Source organism: Microbacterium arborescens (assembly GCF_049707515.1).
Lineage (GTDB): Bacteria > Actinomycetota > Actinomycetes > Actinomycetales > Microbacteriaceae > Microbacterium > Microbacterium arborescens_B.
Genome location: NZ_JBNAFI010000001.1, coordinates 587,997 through 605,959, shown reverse-complemented (window position 1 = coordinate 605,959; position 17,963 = coordinate 587,997). Strand labels below are relative to the sequence as shown.

Below are 17,963 nucleotides of genomic sequence, written 5' to 3'. Positions count from 1 at the left end.
GCGGAGTCCTACGCGCTCCGGCGCGCGGGTCGCAGCGCCGACCGCAGTCGCAGGCTGTTGAGGACGACGAAGACGCTCGAGAACGCCATCGCCGCCGCAGCGACCATCGGGTTGAGCAGTCCGGCCACAGCGAGCGGCACGGCGGCGACGTTGTAGGCGAAGGCCCAGAACAGATTGCCGCGGATGATGCCGAGGGTGCGACGGCTCAGCTCGATGGCAGCGGCGACCGCCCGGGGACTGCCGGCAGTGAGGGTGATGTCGCTCGCATGCTTGGCCGCGTCCGTGCCGCCGCCCATCGCGATGCCGAGATCGGCGGCGGCGAGCGCGGCGGCATCGTTCACTCCGTCGCCGACCATCGCGACCCGCTGCCCCGCCGCCTGCCGGCGCCGGACCTCGTCGAGCTTCCCCTCGGGACGCACATCCGCGACCACGTCGTCGATGCCGAGCTCGCGGGCGACGGCATCCGCCGCGCCGGCGTTGTCGCCGGTGACGAGGACGACCGACGCCCCGGTGCGGTGCAGCCGTGCGACCGCCTCCCGCGCATCGTCGCGCACGCGATCCGAGACGGCGATGACGGCACGCGCGTGCCCGTCCCACCCGACCGCGACGATCGTCGCCCCGGCTGCTGCCGCGGCGCCGGCGGCCTCGGCGAGTTCGGGGGTCAGGGCGCCGAAGCGCTCGGTGACGAACGCGATGCTCCCGGCGGCGACCTCACGGCCCTCGACCGTTCCGGCCACGCCGCCACCGGCGACACCCGCGAAGCCCGTCACAGCGGGGACGGCGCCCGCAGCGGCGACGATCGCACGGGCGATGGGGTGCTCGGACGCCGACTCGACGGCCCCGGCCAGGCGCAGCGCCTGATCGCGATCGACGCCCGCGGCGGTGGTCACCGAGGCGACCGACATCCGGCCCTCGGTGAGCGTTCCCGTCTTGTCCATGAGCACGACGTCGATGCGCTCGGCGGCCTCGAGGGCCTCGGGACCGGTGATGAGGATGCCGAGCTCGGCGCCGCGACCGGTTCCGACGAGGACGGCGATGGGCGTCGCGAGGCCGAGCGCGCAGGGGCAGGCGATGATGAGCACCGCGACAGCGGCGGTGAAGCCCGCCGCCACGGGCGCCCCGGCGACGATCCAGCCGACGAGGGTCAGCACCGCGACCAGGATGACCACCGGCACGAAGACCGCCGAGACGCGGTCCGCGAGACGCTGCACGCGACTCTTGCCCGCCTGCGCCTCGTCGACGAGGCGTGCCAGGTGCGCGAGACGGGTCTCGTCGCCGACCGAGGTGGCACGGACGCGGAGGCGCCCACCCGAAGCGATCGTCCCGCCGGTCACCTCGGAACCAGGCCCGACGTCGACGGGCACCGACTCACCCGTGAGCATGCTCTCGTCGACCGCCGCGGTGCCGTCGACGACGACGCCGTCGGTTGCGACCTTCTCACCGGGTCGCACGACGAATTCATCACCCACATGGAGCGACTCGATGCCGACGCGGCGACCGTCCGGAAGCTCGACGTCGGTCGCCCCGAGTTCGATCAGGGCGCGCAGGGCGGCTCCCGCCCGTCGCCGCGAGCGCTGCTCGATGTAGCGGCCGAGCAGGATGAGCACGGTGACGGCCGCCGCCACTTCGAAATAGACGAGCGACGTCGGGTCGTGCACCGGGCCGAAGAGGACGACATCGTGACGGATGCCGATGCGCCCGGCCGATCCGAAGAACACGGCCCACAGGCTCCAGGCGAAGGCGGCGAAGGTCCCGAGAGTCACCAGGGTGTCCATCGTGAGCGCGCCGTGGCGTGCGTTCGCGAACGTCGCGCGGTGGAAGGGCCACCCCGCCCAGAACACGACCGGTGCGGTGAGGACGAGCGACAGCCACTGCCAGCCCGGGAACTGCCATGCCGGCACCATCCCGAGCGCCACGACGGGCGCCGCCAGGATGATCCCCCAGATCAGCCGGGTGCGGAGGGTGGTCCGTCCCGGCTCGTCCTCGATGTCGTGCTGGTGGCCGGCGCCGTGGTCATGCTCTGCGCCGTGCTGGTGGTCCGCGCCGTGCTGGTGGTCCGCGGGCGCTTCGTGCTCACCGGGTCGGTGCGGCTGCGGACGGCGATGCGGGGTGCGCACGCGAGCGGTGTACCCGGCCTCGCTGACGGCCCCGACCAGTTCTTCGACCGAGACGTCGGCAGGATGCTCGACGCGCGCCGACTCGGTCGCCAGGTTGACCGTGGCCTGGACACCGTCCAGGCGCTGCAGACGCTTCTCGACACGGGCGACACAGCTCGCGCACGTCATCCCCTCGATATCGAGGACCGCATGACTGCGCTCGCGCCCGGCGGTGTCGGCGCTCATCAGCGTCGCCCGGTAACCGTGTAGCCGGCCTCGGCGACGGCAGCCGAGACGACATCGTCGTCCGGCGGCTGCACCGCCGTGACCGAGACGGTGCCCGCGTCGACGTCGACAGCGACGTCGGAGACTCCGGGGACGAGGCCGAGTTCGCGGGTCACCGCAGCCGCGCAGTGGCTGCAGGTCATGCCGTCGACGGTGTAGGTCTGAGTCGTCATGATGCTCCTCTTTCGTTCGGGGACAAGAACAGGATACCCCCCTGGGGTATTCCCGTCGATGCCGAAGGGATCAAACGGCGTACGCTGAAACCATGTCCACGATCTCCGAGCGCGAGCTCGCCGCGACCCTCGACCACGCCATCCTCAAGCCCGAGCTGACCCGGTCGCAGGTCGACGCAGAACTCGACATCGCCGCGGAATGGCGGGTCTTCTCGGTCTGCGTGCGCCCCTCCGACATCCCGCACGCCGTCGCTCGCCTGGACGGCACCGGTGTCGCGGTGGGCACGGTCATCGGTTTCCCGCACGGCACGACCTCCACGGCGGCGAAGGTCGCCGAGGTGCGGCAGGCGGCGGCCGACGGCGCTTCGGAGTTCGACATGGTCGTCAACATCGCCGCCCTGCGCTCGGGCTTCGACGACGTCGTCGTCGACGACATCCGCGCGGTCGTGGGAGCCGCCGAGGGCAAGATCGTCAAGGTCATCCTCGAGACGAGCCTCCTCGACGACGAGCAGATCGCGCGCGGCAGCCGCCTCACCGAGGCCGGGGGCGCCGACTTCGTCAAGACCTCGACCGGTTTCGCGGGCGGCGGCGCGACGGTCCCCCACGTCCGGCTGATGCGCGAGAACGTCGGCGCGGCCGTGCAGGTCAAGGCCTCCGGCGGTGTCCGCAGCTTCGCCGACGCGGTGGCCATGCTCGACGCCGGCGCCACGCGCCTGGGCACGAGCGGCAGCGCGACCATCCTGGGCGAAGCGCGCCGGCTCGAAGCCGGCGGCCAAGCCACCGGCGCGGTGGACGAGTCCTCCTACTGAGCGGCGCGGGCCACGCGTCCGCTTCGGTGCGCGAGCGTTCGCTCAGGCGAGGGCCTCGCGCACCCGGACGACGTCGTCGTCCATCTGCGCGATGAGAGCCGGGATGCCCTCGAAGGCGACCATCCCGCGGATGCGCGCCGTGAAGCGCACCTCGACGCGGTGACCGTAGAGGTCGAGATCGGTCTCGTCGAGGACATAGGCCTCGACCTGTCGCTGCGGCACGTCGTCGAATGTGGGGTTGGTGCCCACCGAGATGGCCGCCGGATAGCGGATGACGCTCGCGGGCAGCATGCCGTCCGCGCCCGGCATCCCGAGGTCGACGAGCCAGCCGGCGTACACGCCGTCGGCCGGGATGAAGCCCGCGGCGTCGGTCGCAAGGTTCGCCGTCGGGTAGCCGAGCTCGCGGCCCCGCTTCAGACCGTGCACCACCTCGGCTTCGACGGCGTGGGGCCTGCCCAGCAGGCGGGCAGCCCCCGCGACGTCGCCTTCGGCGAGCAGATCGCGCACCCAGGTCGATGAGACCCGCCGTCCGGCGTCGCGGGCGCGGACATCCGTGACGACGTCGACATCGAAGCCGTGCTCGCGCCCGAGCGCGGTCAGCACGTCGGGATCGCCCTCCCCGCCGCGACCGAAGCGGAAGTCGTCGCCGACGAGCACCCCGACCGCCCCGAGTGCGCGCACGAGGATGCTCTCGACGAAGTCGCGCGCCGAGAGCGCGGCGAGCTCGGCGTCGAATCGCAGGACGAGAACGGAATCCACCCCCGCCGCAGCGAGCAAGCCGATCTTCTGATCGAGCGCCACGAGCGGCTCGGGGCAGAGCTCCGGACGCAGCAGGCTGAGCGGGTTGCGATCGAAGGTCACCGCGACGACGCGCGCCCCACGTGCCGCGGCGTCCACCCGGGCGCGATCGATGACCGCGCGGTGTCCGGAGTGCACACCGTCGAACTTGCCGATCGCCACGACGCTCGGGCCGAAATCGGCGGGCACCTCGGCGGGGTCTCGGTATACGGTCACCATGACGATCCCTCCAGGACAGCGGGACGATCGTCGCTGCCCTCGGCGCCGCCCCGGTGCGAGACGAGCCACCAGATGCCCACGAAGGGCAGCGCGAGCGGAACCCAGAAGTAGCCGAATCCATAGCCGGACCACACGGTGGCGTCGTGCGAGAACAGATCGGGAAGCACCAGGCTGAGCGTTCCCACGACGAGCACGCCGACGAGCTCGAAGCAGATCGCGACCCACGCGATGACGTACCAGGTGGGCGAGTCGGACCTCACGAGCGCGACCGTCGCCAGCACATAGACGAGCGCGGCCGCAGCCGACAGCGAATAGGCCAGCGGGGCGTACGCGAAGTCCTCGACGATCTGAACGAGGGACCGTCCTGTCGCGGCGAGCGCCATGACGGCGTACACGACCACCAGGACGCGGCCGATGCCGGTCATTCGAGGGCGGGGATGATCCATGACCTCACCAATGATAGGCGCCGCACGCGTCGCTTCAGACGACCTGAACCGTCCAGATCACGTGCATCCGCCACACCATGATCGCGACCGAGAGCGCCGCGATCCCGAGGATGACGGTGCTCCACCGACTCCGTTCGACGAGCGCCCAGAAGACGGCCGCGGGAGGCAGCAGCACGGCCGACACCAGATAGACCCAGAACTCGAGGAGACTCCCCGTGGGCCCGTTGCCCACCAGCGGAGCGACAATCGCGATCACGACCTGCGCTATCAGGAGCACCTCGACGAGGGCGAGAGAACCGACCGACACGTCGCTCGGTCGCCGGTTCGCGAGTCCGAGGATCGTGCAGAGCAGCCCCGCGACGACGGCGACCGCCACCTGCACGGTCGTGAAGACCGCGATCATGCGTCTTCCGCCATGTTCATGAGGCTCTTCACGTCGTCGCCGCGGCGCTCGACGATGCCGACGAGGCGTCCGTCGGGGTCGATCGCGGCGGGATGCGGAGCCGACAGGCGCGGTGCCGCCCCGAGGAGCCGCTTTCCGTGACGCAGGTCCCGTGCCTCATCGGCGGTGACGTCGAATGTTCCGAGGACGGCCGCGGCGACACCGGCATCCGGGAGCAACGTCGTGTCCGGCGCGATCTCGGTCACGGCGCCCGCCACGTCGAACGGCCCGATGCGCGTGCGCCGCAGCGCGGTCAGGTGTCCGCCGACGCCGAGGTCGGCGCCGAGATCGCGGGCGAGCGCCCGGATGTAGGTGCCGCTCGTGCAGTCGACGACGACGTCGACGTCGATGGCGCGCCGACCGTCGTCGTGTCCGTCGCCCTCCGGTTCCCGAGCGTCGTGCACCTCGCGCACGCCGAGCACGTCGAAACGCGAGACGGTGACACGGCGAGCCTTCAGCTCCACGTGCTCCCCCGCGCGCGCGAGGTCGTAGGCGCGCTTTCCGCCCACCTTGATGGCCGACACGCGGCTCGGAACCTGATCGATCTCGCCCGTGAGCGCCTCGATTCCCCGATGGATGCGCGCGGAATCGACCGCGGCGAGCGCGTGCTCGTCCGCGAACTCGGTGACGATCCCGTCGGCGTCGTCGGAGTCCGTCGAGACCCCGAGCCGGATCGTCGCCTCGTAGGTCTTGTCGAGCCCGACGACGTAGGTCAGCAGGCGCGTCGCCGGACCGACGCCGAGCACGAGCAGGCCGGTGGCCATCGGGTCGAGCGTGCCGGCATGGCCGACCTTGCGGGTGCCGAGAGCGCGGCGAGCGCGAGCGACGACGTCGTGGCTGGTCATCCCACCCGACTTGTCGACGAGCAGGATGCCGCGGGGCGCGGGTTCGGGCATGCCCTCCAGCCTACGGCGATGCCTCGCCGGCGCCGATCCGTCTCTTCCGGCGCCGACGCGTCAGGCGCTTCTCCACTGCTCGGCCTCGCTGAGCGGGACCAGCGCAGGACGTTCCGCGGTCGTGGTCAAGCTGATGCGGCGCCCCTCCTGGGCCGACCGAGTGAGAGCGCTCATGATCTCGAGCACGTGCAGGGCGACGTCACCGCTCGCACGGCGGGCCCCGGCGCCGCCGCGCACGAAGTCGAGCACGCCGATTCCGCGGGCCGCGCCGCGATAACCGGCGCGCGCCGGGATCGCGGTCCAGTCACCGTCGCCGGGTCTCCGGATGGCGACCTCGCCGTCGAAGAAGTTCGGATCGGGAAGGGTCAGCGACGCGGTCTCGCCGTGCACCTCGATGGGGGCGGCGTGCGTCGCCACGGCGTCGAAGCTGAAGGTGACGGTCGACACCGCGCCGTCGGCGTGCTCGAGAACGCCCGTGACGTGCGTGTCGACCTCGACGGGGATGCGCTCGCCCGCACGCGGCCCCGAGCCGATCGTGCGCTCGTCGCGAGACCGTGATGACGCCCCCGATACCCGGACGACCGGTCCGAGCACGTGGAGCAGCGCCGTGAGGTAGTACGGCCCCATGTCGTAGAGCGGCCCGCCGCCTTCGCGGTAGTAGAAGTCGGGATGCGGGTGCCAGGCCTCGTGGCCCGGCGACAGCCACGTCGCGACGGCTGCGATCGGGCGACCGATCTCACCGGCGTCCACGACGGCTCGCGCGGTCTGCACCCCCGACCCCAGCACGGTGTCGGGGGCACCACCGACCCACGCGCCGTTCGCGCCGGCCATGACGCCGAGAGCTTCGCCGAACGTGGCGGCCAGCGGCTTCTCGCCGTAGACGTTCTTGCCTGCGGCGAGCGCCGCCCGTGCCACCTCGCCGTGTGCGGCCGGAATCGTCAGGTTCAGCACCGTCTGCACCGCCGGATCGGCCACGAGCTCCGCGACCGACAGCGCGCGTGCGCCGGGGTAGCGATCGGCGACCGCCTGGGCGCGCGCGGCGTCGAGGTCTGCTGTCGCCACGATACGAACCGCCGGGTGCTCCCCCAGCGTCTCCAGGTACTGGCCCGAGATGACCCCGAGGCCGACTACGCCGATGCCGTGCGGCTCGCCCACAGCATCCCCCTCTCGATGATGGTGCGGACGTTCACGTCGCGGAGGACGTCGAGGCTGTGCCCCGGCGTCGCGACGAAGATGCGGCCCTGTCCCCACTCGCGCGTCCAGACGGCGGGAGAGGTGATCGGGCGGTGCCATGGGTGGTACGGCTGCACGGGGTGCGTCGTCGTCGCGAGGACGTCGTTGAGGTCGTCGGTGAAGACCCAGTACTGCTCGGTGCAGAGGCTGAAGTCCTCGAGGCCGGCCATGATCTCCGAACGGCGGCCGGCATCGGTCAGATCCACGCTGTAGGTGAGGTAGTTGTCGGTCCCGTCGCCGACGCGTGCGTCAGGGTGCTTTCCGGGATGCGTGGTGAACTGCCCGCCGATGAGCTGGAGGTAGTCGGAGCTGTCGCGGTACGAGTCCGCGATGCCACCATGCCAGCCGGCGAGGCCCGTCCCCCGTTCGACCGCGTCCCGCAGTCCGGCGACGGCCTCCGGTGAGATCTTCGACATCGTCACCGACTGCACGATCAGGTCCGTGCGCTCCATCGTCGCCCGGTCCGAGTAGACCTCGTTGTCCTCCTCGATGCGCACCGCGAAATCGTTCTTCTCGAGGAAGGGAACGAAGAAGTCGGTGGCTTCGACGGGCTCATGCCCCTCCCAGCCCCCTCGGACGATGAGCGCCTGCCGTGCGGTCATGCGGTGATCCCTTCCACTCGAATGCTTCTGCTGTCGGATGCCGCGCTCTCTTCGACCGCCGCGAGCACACGCTGCACCTGCGCAGCCTCCGCGAACGACGGGTGCGCCTCGATCTCTCCGGCGACGGCGCGGACGAAGTCGACGCTCTGATGCGTGAAGAGGTGCTCGTACCCGAGCCCATGCCCCGCCGGCCACCACGCTCCCGCGTACGGATGCTCCGGCTCGGTCGCGTCGATGCGCCGGAATCCCTGCTCCCCGGCGGGGAGCGTCGCGTCGGCGAAGAGCAGATCGTTCAGGTGGGAGAAATCGAAGGCGACGGCGCCCCGGTCGCCGCTGATCTCGATGCGCTTCGCGTTGCGGTGTCCCGTCGCCATGCGCGTGGCCTCGAAGACGCCGAGCGCCCCGTCGGCGAAGGATGCCGTGAACGCGGTCGCGTCGTCGACGGTCACCTTCTCGGTGGACGCACCGGCATCCGCTCGGCCGCCGAGCCCGACGCGCTCGTGCAGCACGGGACGCTCGTCGACGAAGGTGCGGAGCGTGCCGGAGACGCTCGTGATGCGCGAGCCGGTGAGCCACTGCGCGGTGTCGATGCTGTGCGCGCCGATGTCGCCGAGGGCGCCCGATCCGGCACGATCGCGATCCAGGCGCCAGGTGAAGGGCGCGTTCGGATCGGCGAGCCAGTCCTGGAGGTACTGCGCGCGCACGTGACGGATGCGGCCGAGGCGCCCCTCCTCGATCAGTCGACGGGCCAGGGCGAGCGCGGGGGTGCGCCGGTAGCTGAAGCCGCACATCGCAACGGTTCCGCGGGATGCCGCGGATGCGGCGGCATCGGTCATCCGATCGGCGTCGGCGACGTCGTTCGCGAGCGGCTTCTCGCACAGCACGTGGCGTCCGGCGGCGAGCGCGGCGAGCGCGATCTCGGCGTGCGTGTTCCCGGGGGTGCAGACGTCCACGGCATCGATGTCGCCGCGCCCGATGACGCTCCGCCAGTCGTCGCTCGACTCGGCGATGCCGTAGCGGGATGCAGCGGCTGCGGCGCGCTCCGCGTCGCTGCCCGCGAGCACGACGACCTCGGGCTGCAGCGGCAGATCGAAGAAGCGGGGAGCGGTGCGCCACGCGTGCGCGTGCATCCGACCCATGAACCCGGTTCCGATGATCGCGATGCGCAATCGTCCCGACATGCTCGTCTCCCTTCGCTCCGGTGCGCCTGGCTGTGCACCACGATGCCACAGCAGCCGACACGAACCGCGGGCATTGCGCAAATACCGGCCGGCTCGGCCCACGCCATGCGCCACCGCACTCCTGGCGCGGCATCGTAGGCTGAACGGATGCCCGACCTCGCCTCGCCGCTGATCGCGTGGTACCGCGACAACGCGCGGGATCTGCCGTGGCGTCGGCCGGGGTTCGGCGCGTGGGGCACCCTCGTGAGCGAGTTCATGTTGCAGCAGACGCCCGTGAGTCGCGTCGTCCCCCTCCTCGAGGCCTGGCTCGAACGGTGGCCGACGCCGGCGGATCTGGCGGCCGCTGCGCCAGCCGACGCCGTCCGGCAGTGGGCGAACCTCGGCTACCCGCGGCGGGCTCTGTGGTTGCACCGCGCGGCCGTCGAGATCCGCGACCGTCACGCGGGAATCGTCCCGCGTGACGTCGACCATCTGCTCGCGTTGACAGGGATCGGCGACTACACCGCCCGCGCGGTCGCCGTCTTCGCGTACGGCGACCGGCATCCCGTCGTGGACACCAATACGCGGCGTGTACTGGCGCGCGCCGTGGCCGGCCGCTCGCAGCCGGGACCGTCCGCGAAACGCGATCTCGCCGACATGGCCGCGATCCTGCCCGACGATGTCGCGGCCTCCGCCGTCGTCAACGCGGCAGCCATGGAGCTCGGGGCTCTCGTGTGCACGGCGCGCTCCCCGCGCTGCGGGGTCTGCCCGCTCGCCGACCGCTGCGCATGGCGAGCGGCCGGCTATCCCGATACGGGCGACACCCGCACGAAGCAGGCGAAGTACGAGGGCAGCGACCGCCAGGCGCGCGGCGCGATCCTCAAGGTCCTGCGGTCTGCGACGACGCACGACGTCGCGGCGGACGACGTCGCCCCTGACTGGCCCGACCGTCTGCAGCGCGACCGTGCGATCGACTCGCTCATCGCGGACGGACTCATCGAAGCCGTCGACAGACGGCTGCGCCTCCCCCGCTGAAAAGACGGAACGAGGGATGCCGGAGCGGCATCCCTCGTTCTCGAATCCGACGACCCGGTCGTCAGTCCTCGTCGTCCTCCGCCTCACGGGGCTTGACGTACGGGTCGGCTTCGCCCGCGTAGCTCGCACCCGTCGCGGTGGCTGCCGTCGCGGCATCGCGCTCGCGCGCTTCGCGGAGCAGGTGCTCGATGTGCCCCGCGTTCTCGGGGATCGCATCGAGGATGAACTCGAGGGTCGGCGTCACACGGACGCCGAGCTTTCGCCCGACCTCGCTGCGCAGCATGCCCGTGGCGGCCCGGAGCGCTTCGGCCGAGTCGGCGCGCTCCTGGTCGGAGCCGTAGACGGTGTAGAACACCGAGGCGTGCTGCAGATCACCCGTGACCCGCACGTCCGTGATGGTCACGAATCCGAGGCGCGGGTCGCGCAGCCCCTTCTCGAGACGCTCCGCGACGAGGACGCGGATGCGATCGGCCAGACGCGACTGACGTTCGCTGGGCATACCTTCTTCTCCTTGTTCAGGCCCGCACGGCGGCGGGCAGAGACGGCGAAGGCGTTGGACGCCTCCCCGGTGGCCGCGATCCCGAGGGATCCGTCACCGGAGGAGACGCCCAACGCCGGAGCGCCTGACGAATGTCAGCCGCGCGGCTTCTCCACCATCTCGGTCGTCTCGATCTCGTCGCCGATCTGGATGTCGTTGAACTTGCCGAGGCCGATACCCGCCTCGAAGTCCGTGCGGACCTCGGTGACGTCGTCCTTGAAGCGGCGCAGCGACTCGATGGCGAGACCATCGGCCAGCACGACACCGTCGCGGATGACGCGCGCCTTGGCGTTGCGCGTGATCGTTCCCGACCGCACGATGACACCCGCGATGTTGCCGAACTTCGAGGAGCGGAACACCTCGCGGATCTCGGCGACACCCGACTGGATCTCTTCGTACTCCGGCTTGAGCATGCCCTTCAGCGACTGCTCGACGTCGTCGATCGCGTTGTAGATGACCGAGTAGAACCGGACGTCCACGCCCTCGCGGGCAGCACGCTCGCGCGCCTTCGTGTCGGGACGGACGTTGAAGCCGATGACGATCGCGTTGTCGATCGTCGCCAGGTTGATGTCCGACTCGGTGATGGCACCGACGCCGCGGTGGATGATCCGCAGCTGCACGGAATCGTCGACCTCGATCTTGAGCAGCGACTCCTCGAGGGCCTCGACGGCACCCGAGACGTCACCCTTGATGATGAGGTTGAGCGACTCGACCTTGCCCTCTTCGAGAGCACGGGTGAAGTCCTCGAGCGAGATGCGCTTGCGGGCCTTGGCCAGCTGGGCGTTGCGCTCGGCGGCCTCGCGCTTCTCGGCGATCTGACGAGCGAGACGGTCCTCCTCGGTGACGATGAAGACGTCGCCGGCGCGGGGAACCGAGTTCAGACCCTGCACCTGCACCGGACGCGAAGGCCAGGCCTCCTCCACCGGGTCGCCGTTCTCGTCGATCATGGCGCGGACGCGGCCGTAAGCCGTTCCCGCGACGATCGCGTCGCCGACGCGCAGCGTTCCGGACTGGATGAGCACCGTGGCGACAGAACCGCGGCCCTTGTCGAGCTTCGCTTCGATCGCGACACCGCGGGCAGCCTTGTTCGGGTTCGCGGTGAGGTCGAGCCCGGCGTCAGCGGTGAGCAGCACCGCATCGAGGAGCTCCTGGATGTTGGTGCCCTGACGAGCCGACACGTCGACGAACATGACGTCTCCGCCGTACTCCTCGGCGACGAGGCCGTACTCGGTGAGCTGCTGACGGACCTTGGCCGGGTTTGCGTCGGGCTTGTCGACCTTGTTCACCGCGACCACGATCGGCACCTGGGCCGCCTGGGCGTGGTTCAGGGCCTCGACCGTCTGCGGCATGATGCCGTCGTCGGCCGCGACGACCAGGATCGCGATGTCGGTCACCTGCGCACCACGGGCACGCATGGCGGTGAACGCCTCGTGACCCGGAGTGTCGATGAAGGTGATCGCACGCTCGATGCCGTCGTGCTCGGTCCAGACCTGGTAGGCACCGATGTGCTGCGTGATGCCGCCGGCCTCACCGGCGACCACGTTGGTCTGACGGATCGCGTCGAGCAGTCGCGTCTTACCGTGGTCGACGTGGCCCATGACCGTGACCACGGGAGGACGGATCTCGAGGTCGTCCTCGCTCTCGGCCTCCAGCTCGGCGTCGAGGTCGAGACCGAAGCCCTCGAGGAGCTCTTTGTCCTCGTCCTCGGGCGAGACCATCTGGATCTTGTAGCCGAGCTCCTCGCCGAGCACCTCGAAGGTGGCCTCGTCGAGCGACTCGGTGGCCGTGGCCATCTCACCCAGGTTGAACAGGATCGTCACGAGCGTGCCGGGCTGCACGGTGTAGCCGCGCAGCGCCTCGAGCTTGTCCGCGAAGTCGGCGATCGATGCGCCGCGGCGCAGGCGGATGATCTCGCCGTTGCCCTTCTGAACGTTGACACCGCCGACGACCGGCGCCGACCGCATCTCGAATTCCTGGCGCTTGGCCCGACGCGACTTGCGCTGCTTGGACTTGCCGCCTCCCTTTCCGAAGGCGCCGGCGGTGCCACCACCGGGACCGCGACCGCGGCCACCGCCGCCGCCGGGACGACCGGCGAAGCCGCCGGCGGGAGCACCACCCGGGCGCTGGAAGCCGCCACCGGCACCGCCGGGACGACCGGGACCGCCGGGACGCTGCTGGAACGGAGCGCCGGGACGCCCGCCGCCACCGGGGCGGCCTGCGCCGCCGGGACGCGGTGCGCCGGGGCGCGGAGCACCGGGACGCGGAGCCTGCGGACGGGGGATGTTGCCGGGCGTCGGCCGCTGGCCCATGCCCTGCGCCGAAGCGAAGGGGTTGTTGCCCGGGCGGGGACCGGCAGGACGCTGGCCCATGCCCTGCGAGGGAGCGAAGGGGTTGTTGCCGGGGCGCGCTCCACCGGGACGCGGGGGCTGCGAGCCTCCGGGCGTCGGACCAGCGGGCTTGGCGGGGCCGGGCTTGCCCGCGCCGGGCGTCGGTGCGGACGATGCAGCGGGAGCCGCCGGCTCAGCGGCGGGGGCTGCCGGCTGCTGTGCGGGAGTCGGCGCGGGAGCGGCCGGAGCCGATGCTTCGGGAGCAGCCGGAGCCGCGGGCTTCGCGGGGCCGGGCTTGACGGCCGGTCCGGGCTTCACAGCACCGGCGGGACCGGGCTTGACAGCGCCGGGGCGTCCGGCACCGGGACGTGCTGCGCCGGGGCGCGCGCCGGTCGAAGCCGAGGTCGCGGGGGCTGCAGCGGCAGCGCCGCCCTCAGCCTCGAGCGCAGCCCGCAGCTTGCGAGCCACGGGGGGCTCGATGGTGGATGAGGGGCTCTTGACGAACTCGCCGAGCTCCTTCAGCTTCGCGAGCGCGACTTTGCTGTCGACGCCGAGTTCGGAAGCGATCTCGTGTACGCGTGGTTTTGCCACAATTCTCCTGTCTGAAGGCCCACCCTCGGACAGGGCGGACCGTTTAAGCGCGGACGGGTCTCATTTCGAGCCGTTCACTTCGTGTCCATAGCCGTTCAGCCTTTGCGCTGGTGATCAATCGGGAAATCCTGCGTGTCCAGTGGGCCGGACACTCGCAGGGCTCGTCCGAACGCTCGGCGCCGCAGGGCGGCATCCATGCATTCGTGCGTCTCGTGCACCCACGCGCCCCTGCCCGGAAGCGCGGCGGCTGGATCTGCGATCAAGACGCCGTCGCGGGCCACGACTCGGAGGAGCGAGGACCGGGAGGCACGCGCGCGGCAGCCCACGCACGTTCGAACAGGTTCCATTCTACCCCCTCGACCGGCTTTCCGGTTTCGTCACGACTCCAGGATCGAGTCGGGCTGGATGTCGATCTTCGCGCCGGTGAGCTTCGCGGCCAGGCGAGCGTTCTGCCCTTCCTTGCCGATCGCGAGCGAGAGCTGGTAGTCGGGGACGAGGGCTCGCACGGCCTTCGTCGCGGCGTCCAGGACGAAGCTCGAGGTCACCTTCGCGGGTGAGAGCGCATTGGCGACGAAGGCCGGCAGGTCGGCGTTGTAGTCGATGATGTCGATCTTCTCGCCGCCGAGCTCCTCCGTCACGGCGCGGACGCGGCGTCCGAGCTCGCCGATGCAGGCACCCTTGGCGTTGATCGACGGGTCGTTCGCCTTGACGGCGATCTTCGTGCGGTGTCCGGCTTCACGCGCGAGCGAGGTGATCTCGACGAGACCGTTCGCGATCTCGGGAACCTCCATCGCGAAGAGCTTGCGGACCAGTCCCGGGTGCGTCCGCGAGACGGTGATCGAGGGGCCCTTGGCCCCCTTCGACACCGAGGTGACGTAGACGCGCAGACGCGCGCCGTGACGGTAGTCCTCACCGGCGACCTGCTCCTCGGGCGGAAGGATCGCCTCGATCGTCCCGAGGTCGACGTGCACCATGCGGGGGTTGGGCCCCTGCTGGATGACGCCGGCGACGATGTCGCCCTCCTTGCCCTTGAACTCCCCGAGCACGGCGTCGTCGGCGATGTCGCGGAGGCGCTGGCTGATGACCTGCTTCGCCGCGAAGGCGGCGATGCGGCCGAAGTCGTCGGGCGTGGACTCCTCCTCGCCGATCACGGCACCGTCGTCGTCACGCATCGGGACGTAGACCGCGACATGACCGGTCTTGCGGTCGAGCTCGGCGCGCGCGCCCTCGGGCAGCTCGCCGTCGGGCGAGGTGTGCTTGGCGTAGGCCGTCAGCACCGCCTGCTCGATGATGCGGACGAGTTCGTCGAAGGGGATCTCCTTCTCTCGCTCGACGGTGCGCAGCAGTGAGAGATCGATGTCCATGAGGGCCCTCCGTATTCAGCTCTTGCCGGGGCGCGTTCGCCCTCCCGGCATCCATCCAACGTTACCCGATGGTGCTGCGGTGGTGTTTGTCCCGCCGGAACACCCGGCGCACTCCCACGCGAGTGCCGATACTGGTGGACATGACCGAACCTGCGCCCCGCCTCGCCGACCCCGGACTGATCGGGTTGCTCGGATTCGTCATCGCCACCCTCACGGCACAGCTCGAACACCTCGGCCTGCAGAACGAGAGCCCCGTCTTCTGGATCGGGGCGGTGTTCGGCGGGGTGGTGCAGGTCACGGCGGGGATGCTGTCGTACTTCGCCGGAGACGATTTCCACTTCATCGTCTACAACGCATTCGGCTGGTACTGGATCTGCATGCCCGGCTTCCTGCTCGGCGGCGAGCTCGGGTTCTTCGAGGTGGAGGGACCGGCGCGCGGCGTCTTCACCCTCATGTTCTCCATCCTGGCGGTCGTGTTCGCCGTATCGGCCGCATCACGCAACACCGTGCTGCCGATCACCCTGCTGGCGGTCGCGGCGGGCCTCGGCCTGCAGACCGTGAGCGCCTTCGGCGGCCCCTCAGGATTCGGTACGGCAGGTTCGGCCGCGTTGCTCCTCGCCTCGGCGCTCGCGGCATACATGCTGCTCGAGAAGTTCTACGCCCGCACCCTCGGGCGCTCCTTCGTGCCCCTCGGCCGGCCGTGGTTTCACGCGGCTGCCTCCCGTGCCACCTCTGCGGAGTGAGTCCCCGGTCGAAGTGCGCGGGTCCGGCATCCGTGTATCGATTCAGGCGCATACTGTTTGTGGACCGGGCGGCCCGCGCTGCGGGAGAGACGCCCGATCGTGACATCGGTCGCGACGACGGCATTGCCGCCGCAACCGCAACGCGAAAGGAACCCCATGACCACCACCGCGCACGCTGCCGTCCTCCACGGCCAGGATGCACCCTTCACTTTCGAGGACATCACCCTCGACGACATCCGACCCGATGAGCTGCTCGTCAAGATCGCTGCCACCGGCCTCTGCCACACCGACCTCGCCGTGCAGCACGGGCACATCCCGGCGGCATTCCCCTTCGTCCTGGGCCATGAGGGTGCGGGAGTCGTCGAGCAGGTCGGCGCCGCCGTCTCCGGCTACGCGGTCGGCGATAAGGTCGCCGTCTCGTTCGCGTCGTGCGGACACTGCACCAACTGCCTGACCGGCCGAGAGGCCTACTGCCGCAACTTCATGGCGCTCAACTTCGGCGGGGCACGGGAAGACGGCTCGGCCACGATGACCGCTGCCGACGGGTCGGCCGTGCACGGGTCGTTCTTCGGCCAGTCCTCCTTCGCGAGTCACGTCATCGTCGAGGCGCGCAACGCGGTGAAGCTCCCCGAGAACGCCGACGTCGAGATCGCCGGTCCGCTCGGTTGCGGCGTCCAGACCGGGGCCGGCACCGTCCTCAACTCGCTCGACGTCCCCGCCGGAGCCTCCATCATCGTGGCCGGAACCGGCGCCGTCGGCCTCTCTTCGATCATGGGCGCGAAAGTGGCCGGAGCGACGACGATCATCGCCGTCGACATCATCCCCGAGCGTCTCGAGTTCGCGGCGAAGCTCGGCGCGACGCACACCGTCAACAGCAAGGACGAGGATGCTGTCGCCCGCATCCTCGAGATCACCGGCGGAGTCGGCGCGGACTACGCCGTCGACACCACCGCTGTTCCCGCCGTCGTCGACACGATCGTCGCGGCCACTGCGTTCGGCGCGAAGATCGCACTGGTCGGCGTGCCGAAGCCCGGCACGGAGATCGCTCTCGCGTCGATCTCCGGATCGGGAAAGACCTTCGTCGGCGCGATCGAGGGCGACGCGGTGCCGCAGAAGTTCATCCCCGAGATGCTCGCACTGCACGAGGCGGGCCGCTTCCCGTTCGACGAGCTCATCACCAAGTACCCGTTCGCGGAGATCGAGCGGGCCATCGCCGACACGCAGTCGGGCAAGGCGGTCAAGGCCGTCCTCGTCATGAGCTGAGTGGTCCCGGCACATGCGGGCCGAGAGCCGACACAAGGTTCTCGGCCCGCCGCCTCGGCGGTGTGAGCCCCCGCGATAAGGTCGTAGGCTCTCGGGATGGCCGAACACGGGGTGCACGACGCCGCTCGAGCCGTCGAGAGGCAGCCGGTCGCCCGTGCGCTGGCTCGTGGCGGCTACGTCGCCAACGGTGTGGTGCATCTGCTGATCGGCTCGCTCATCGTGGCGGTGGCCTTCGGCGGCGAGCGCGACGCGGATCAGACCGGAGCCTTCCGCGCGGTCGCGGAGCTGCCGCTCGGATTCGTCGCCCTCTGGGCGGCGGCCGCGCTCCTCACGGCACTCGGACTCTGGCATCTCGCCGAGGGGATGCTCGCCTCGCGGCGGCGACGCGGCGCGGCCGTCTGGGGGCTGCGGGTCTCGGAATGGGGCCAGGCGCTCGTGTTCCTGTTCTTCGGCGGACTTTCGGCCGCCGTCGCCCTCGGCGCCCGCCCGCACGCCGACGAGGCCGCCCGTGACGTCAGTCGCGGCATCCTCGCGGTTCCCGGAGGGGTGTTCGCGATCGTGCTCGTCGGCGTCGGCGTCGCGATCGCCGGAGTGGTCTTCGCCGTCATGGGCGTGCGGCGTTCGTTCCGGTCGAAGATGACGATTCCCGACGGCGCGGTCGGTCGCGTCGTCGAGGGTCTCGGTGTCGCCGGGTTCATCGCGAAGGGCGTCGCGCTCGGATCGCTGGGCGGTGTGCTCATCGTCGCCGCCGTACGCTCGCGTGCCGATGAGGCCGGCAGCCTCGACGCCGCGATCCGGGCGTTGCTCGATCTCTCGTTCGGTCGCGAGATCGTGGTCGTCGTGGGCGCGGGGCTCCTCGCCTACGGCGTGTTCACCGTCTGCCGCGCGCGCTACGCCGACCTCTGAGCCACCGGCCGTTCGGCCGCTCGCCGCTTTCGGGCGC

The 17,963-nt window shown here is 70.7% G+C and carries 18 protein-coding genes; 5 read left to right on the top strand and 13 right to left on the bottom strand.

The genetic code is table 11. The features are described 5' to 3' along the window. Nucleotides 1–8: 8 nt before the first annotated feature. Complete coding sequence (locus tag ACPYN5_RS02680) at nt 9–2,342, bottom strand: heavy metal translocating P-type ATPase (protein WP_424447433.1); 2,334 nt, start codon at nt 2,340–2,342, stop codon at nt 9–11. Next, nucleotides 2,342–2,554, bottom strand: a complete 213-nt coding sequence (locus tag ACPYN5_RS02675) for a heavy-metal-associated domain-containing protein (protein WP_424447432.1) — start codon at nt 2,552–2,554, stop codon at nt 2,342–2,344. Before ACPYN5_RS02675 ends, ACPYN5_RS02680 begins: the two co-directional genes overlap by 1 nt. A gap of 92 nt (nt 2,555–2,646) precedes the next feature. Here ACPYN5_RS02675 and deoC point away from each other — a divergent pair, with 92 nt between their 5' ends. Continuing rightward, nucleotides 2,647–3,363, top strand: coding sequence for a deoxyribose-phosphate aldolase (deoC, locus tag ACPYN5_RS02670; protein ID WP_424447431.1), 717 nt, complete (start codon nt 2,647–2,649; stop codon nt 3,361–3,363). A 42-nt stretch (nt 3,364–3,405) separates the two neighbouring features. On the opposite strand, the gene ACPYN5_RS02665 is transcribed toward deoC, so the two are convergent. Genes ACPYN5_RS02665 through ACPYN5_RS02635 form a run of 7 tightly spaced genes read right to left on the bottom strand, consistent with a single transcriptional unit; the run spans nt 3,406 to nt 9,180 of the window. Beyond that, nucleotides 3,406–4,377 carry a bifunctional riboflavin kinase/FAD synthetase gene (locus tag ACPYN5_RS02665; RefSeq protein ID WP_424447678.1) on the bottom strand — a complete coding sequence of 324 codons (972 nt, stop codon included), beginning with the start codon at nt 4,375–4,377 and terminating at the stop codon, nt 3,406–3,408. Beyond that, a complete protein-coding gene (locus tag ACPYN5_RS02660; protein ID WP_424447430.1) occupies nt 4,374–4,826 on the bottom strand; it encodes a hypothetical protein in 453 nt (150 codons plus the stop codon). Before ACPYN5_RS02660 ends, ACPYN5_RS02665 begins: the two co-directional genes overlap by 4 nt. Before the next feature lie 34 nt (nt 4,827–4,860). Continuing rightward, complete coding sequence (locus tag ACPYN5_RS02655) at nt 4,861–5,229, bottom strand: hypothetical protein (RefSeq protein ID WP_424447429.1); 369 nt, start codon at nt 5,227–5,229, stop codon at nt 4,861–4,863. Next, a complete protein-coding gene (truB, locus tag ACPYN5_RS02650) occupies nt 5,226–6,164 on the bottom strand; it encodes a tRNA pseudouridine(55) synthase TruB (RefSeq protein ID WP_424447428.1) in 939 nt (312 codons plus the stop codon). Before truB ends, ACPYN5_RS02655 begins: the two co-directional genes overlap by 4 nt. Before the next feature lie 60 nt (nt 6,165–6,224). Continuing rightward, nucleotides 6,225–7,319 carry a Gfo/Idh/MocA family protein gene (locus ACPYN5_RS02645; protein ID WP_424447427.1) on the bottom strand — a complete coding sequence of 365 codons (1,095 nt, stop codon included), beginning with the start codon at nt 7,317–7,319 and terminating at the stop codon, nt 6,225–6,227. Beyond that, nucleotides 7,292–7,999, bottom strand: coding sequence for a ThuA domain-containing protein (locus ACPYN5_RS02640; RefSeq protein WP_424447426.1), 708 nt, complete (start codon nt 7,997–7,999; stop codon nt 7,292–7,294). Before ACPYN5_RS02640 ends, ACPYN5_RS02645 begins: the two co-directional genes overlap by 28 nt. Further along, complete coding sequence (locus ACPYN5_RS02635; protein ID WP_424447425.1) at nt 7,996–9,180, bottom strand: Gfo/Idh/MocA family protein; 1,185 nt, start codon at nt 9,178–9,180, stop codon at nt 7,996–7,998. Before ACPYN5_RS02635 ends, ACPYN5_RS02640 begins: the two co-directional genes overlap by 4 nt. A 147-nt stretch (nt 9,181–9,327) precedes the next feature. Here ACPYN5_RS02635 and ACPYN5_RS02630 point away from each other — a divergent pair, with 147 nt between their 5' ends. Continuing rightward, nucleotides 9,328–10,194, top strand: a complete 867-nt coding sequence (locus tag ACPYN5_RS02630) for an HhH-GPD family protein (RefSeq protein WP_424447424.1) — start codon at nt 9,328–9,330, stop codon at nt 10,192–10,194. Nucleotides 10,195–10,255: 61 nt separating this feature from the next. On the opposite strand, the gene rbfA is transcribed toward ACPYN5_RS02630, so the two are convergent. From rbfA to nusA, 4 genes are all read right to left on the bottom strand, one after another. Then, on the bottom strand, nt 10,256–10,693 hold the full coding sequence (rbfA, locus tag ACPYN5_RS02625; protein ID WP_424447423.1) for a 30S ribosome-binding factor RbfA: 438 nt from the start codon (nt 10,691–10,693) through the stop codon (nt 10,256–10,258). A gap of 134 nt (nt 10,694–10,827) precedes the next feature. Next, nucleotides 10,828–13,650: a translation initiation factor IF-2 gene (infB, locus tag ACPYN5_RS02620; protein WP_424447422.1), complete on the bottom strand. Its 2,823-nt coding sequence runs from the start codon at nt 13,648–13,650 to the stop codon at nt 10,828–10,830. A gap of 95 nt (nt 13,651–13,745) precedes the next feature. Beyond that, nucleotides 13,746–13,997, bottom strand: coding sequence for a YlxR family protein (locus ACPYN5_RS02615; protein WP_424447421.1), 252 nt, complete (start codon nt 13,995–13,997; stop codon nt 13,746–13,748). A 30-nt stretch (nt 13,998–14,027) separates the two neighbouring features. Beyond that, entirely contained in the window at nt 14,028–15,014 is a 987-nt protein-coding gene (gene nusA, locus ACPYN5_RS02610) for a transcription termination factor NusA (RefSeq protein ID WP_424447420.1), read from the bottom strand. Between the two features lie 140 nt (nt 15,015–15,154). Between nusA and ACPYN5_RS02605 the strand changes: the two genes are divergently transcribed. From ACPYN5_RS02605 to ACPYN5_RS02595, 3 genes are all read left to right on the top strand, one after another. Further along, nucleotides 15,155–15,757, top strand: coding sequence for an acetate uptake transporter family protein (locus ACPYN5_RS02605; protein WP_424447419.1), 603 nt, complete (start codon nt 15,155–15,157; stop codon nt 15,755–15,757). A 156-nt stretch (nt 15,758–15,913) separates the two neighbouring features. Then, nucleotides 15,914–17,020, top strand: coding sequence for an NAD(P)-dependent alcohol dehydrogenase (locus tag ACPYN5_RS02600; protein WP_424447418.1), 1,107 nt, complete (start codon nt 15,914–15,916; stop codon nt 17,018–17,020). Between the two features lie 96 nt (nt 17,021–17,116). Then, a complete protein-coding gene (locus tag ACPYN5_RS02595) occupies nt 17,117–17,926 on the top strand; it encodes a DUF1206 domain-containing protein (protein ID WP_424447417.1) in 810 nt (269 codons plus the stop codon). Nucleotides 17,927–17,963: the final 37 nt, after the last annotated feature.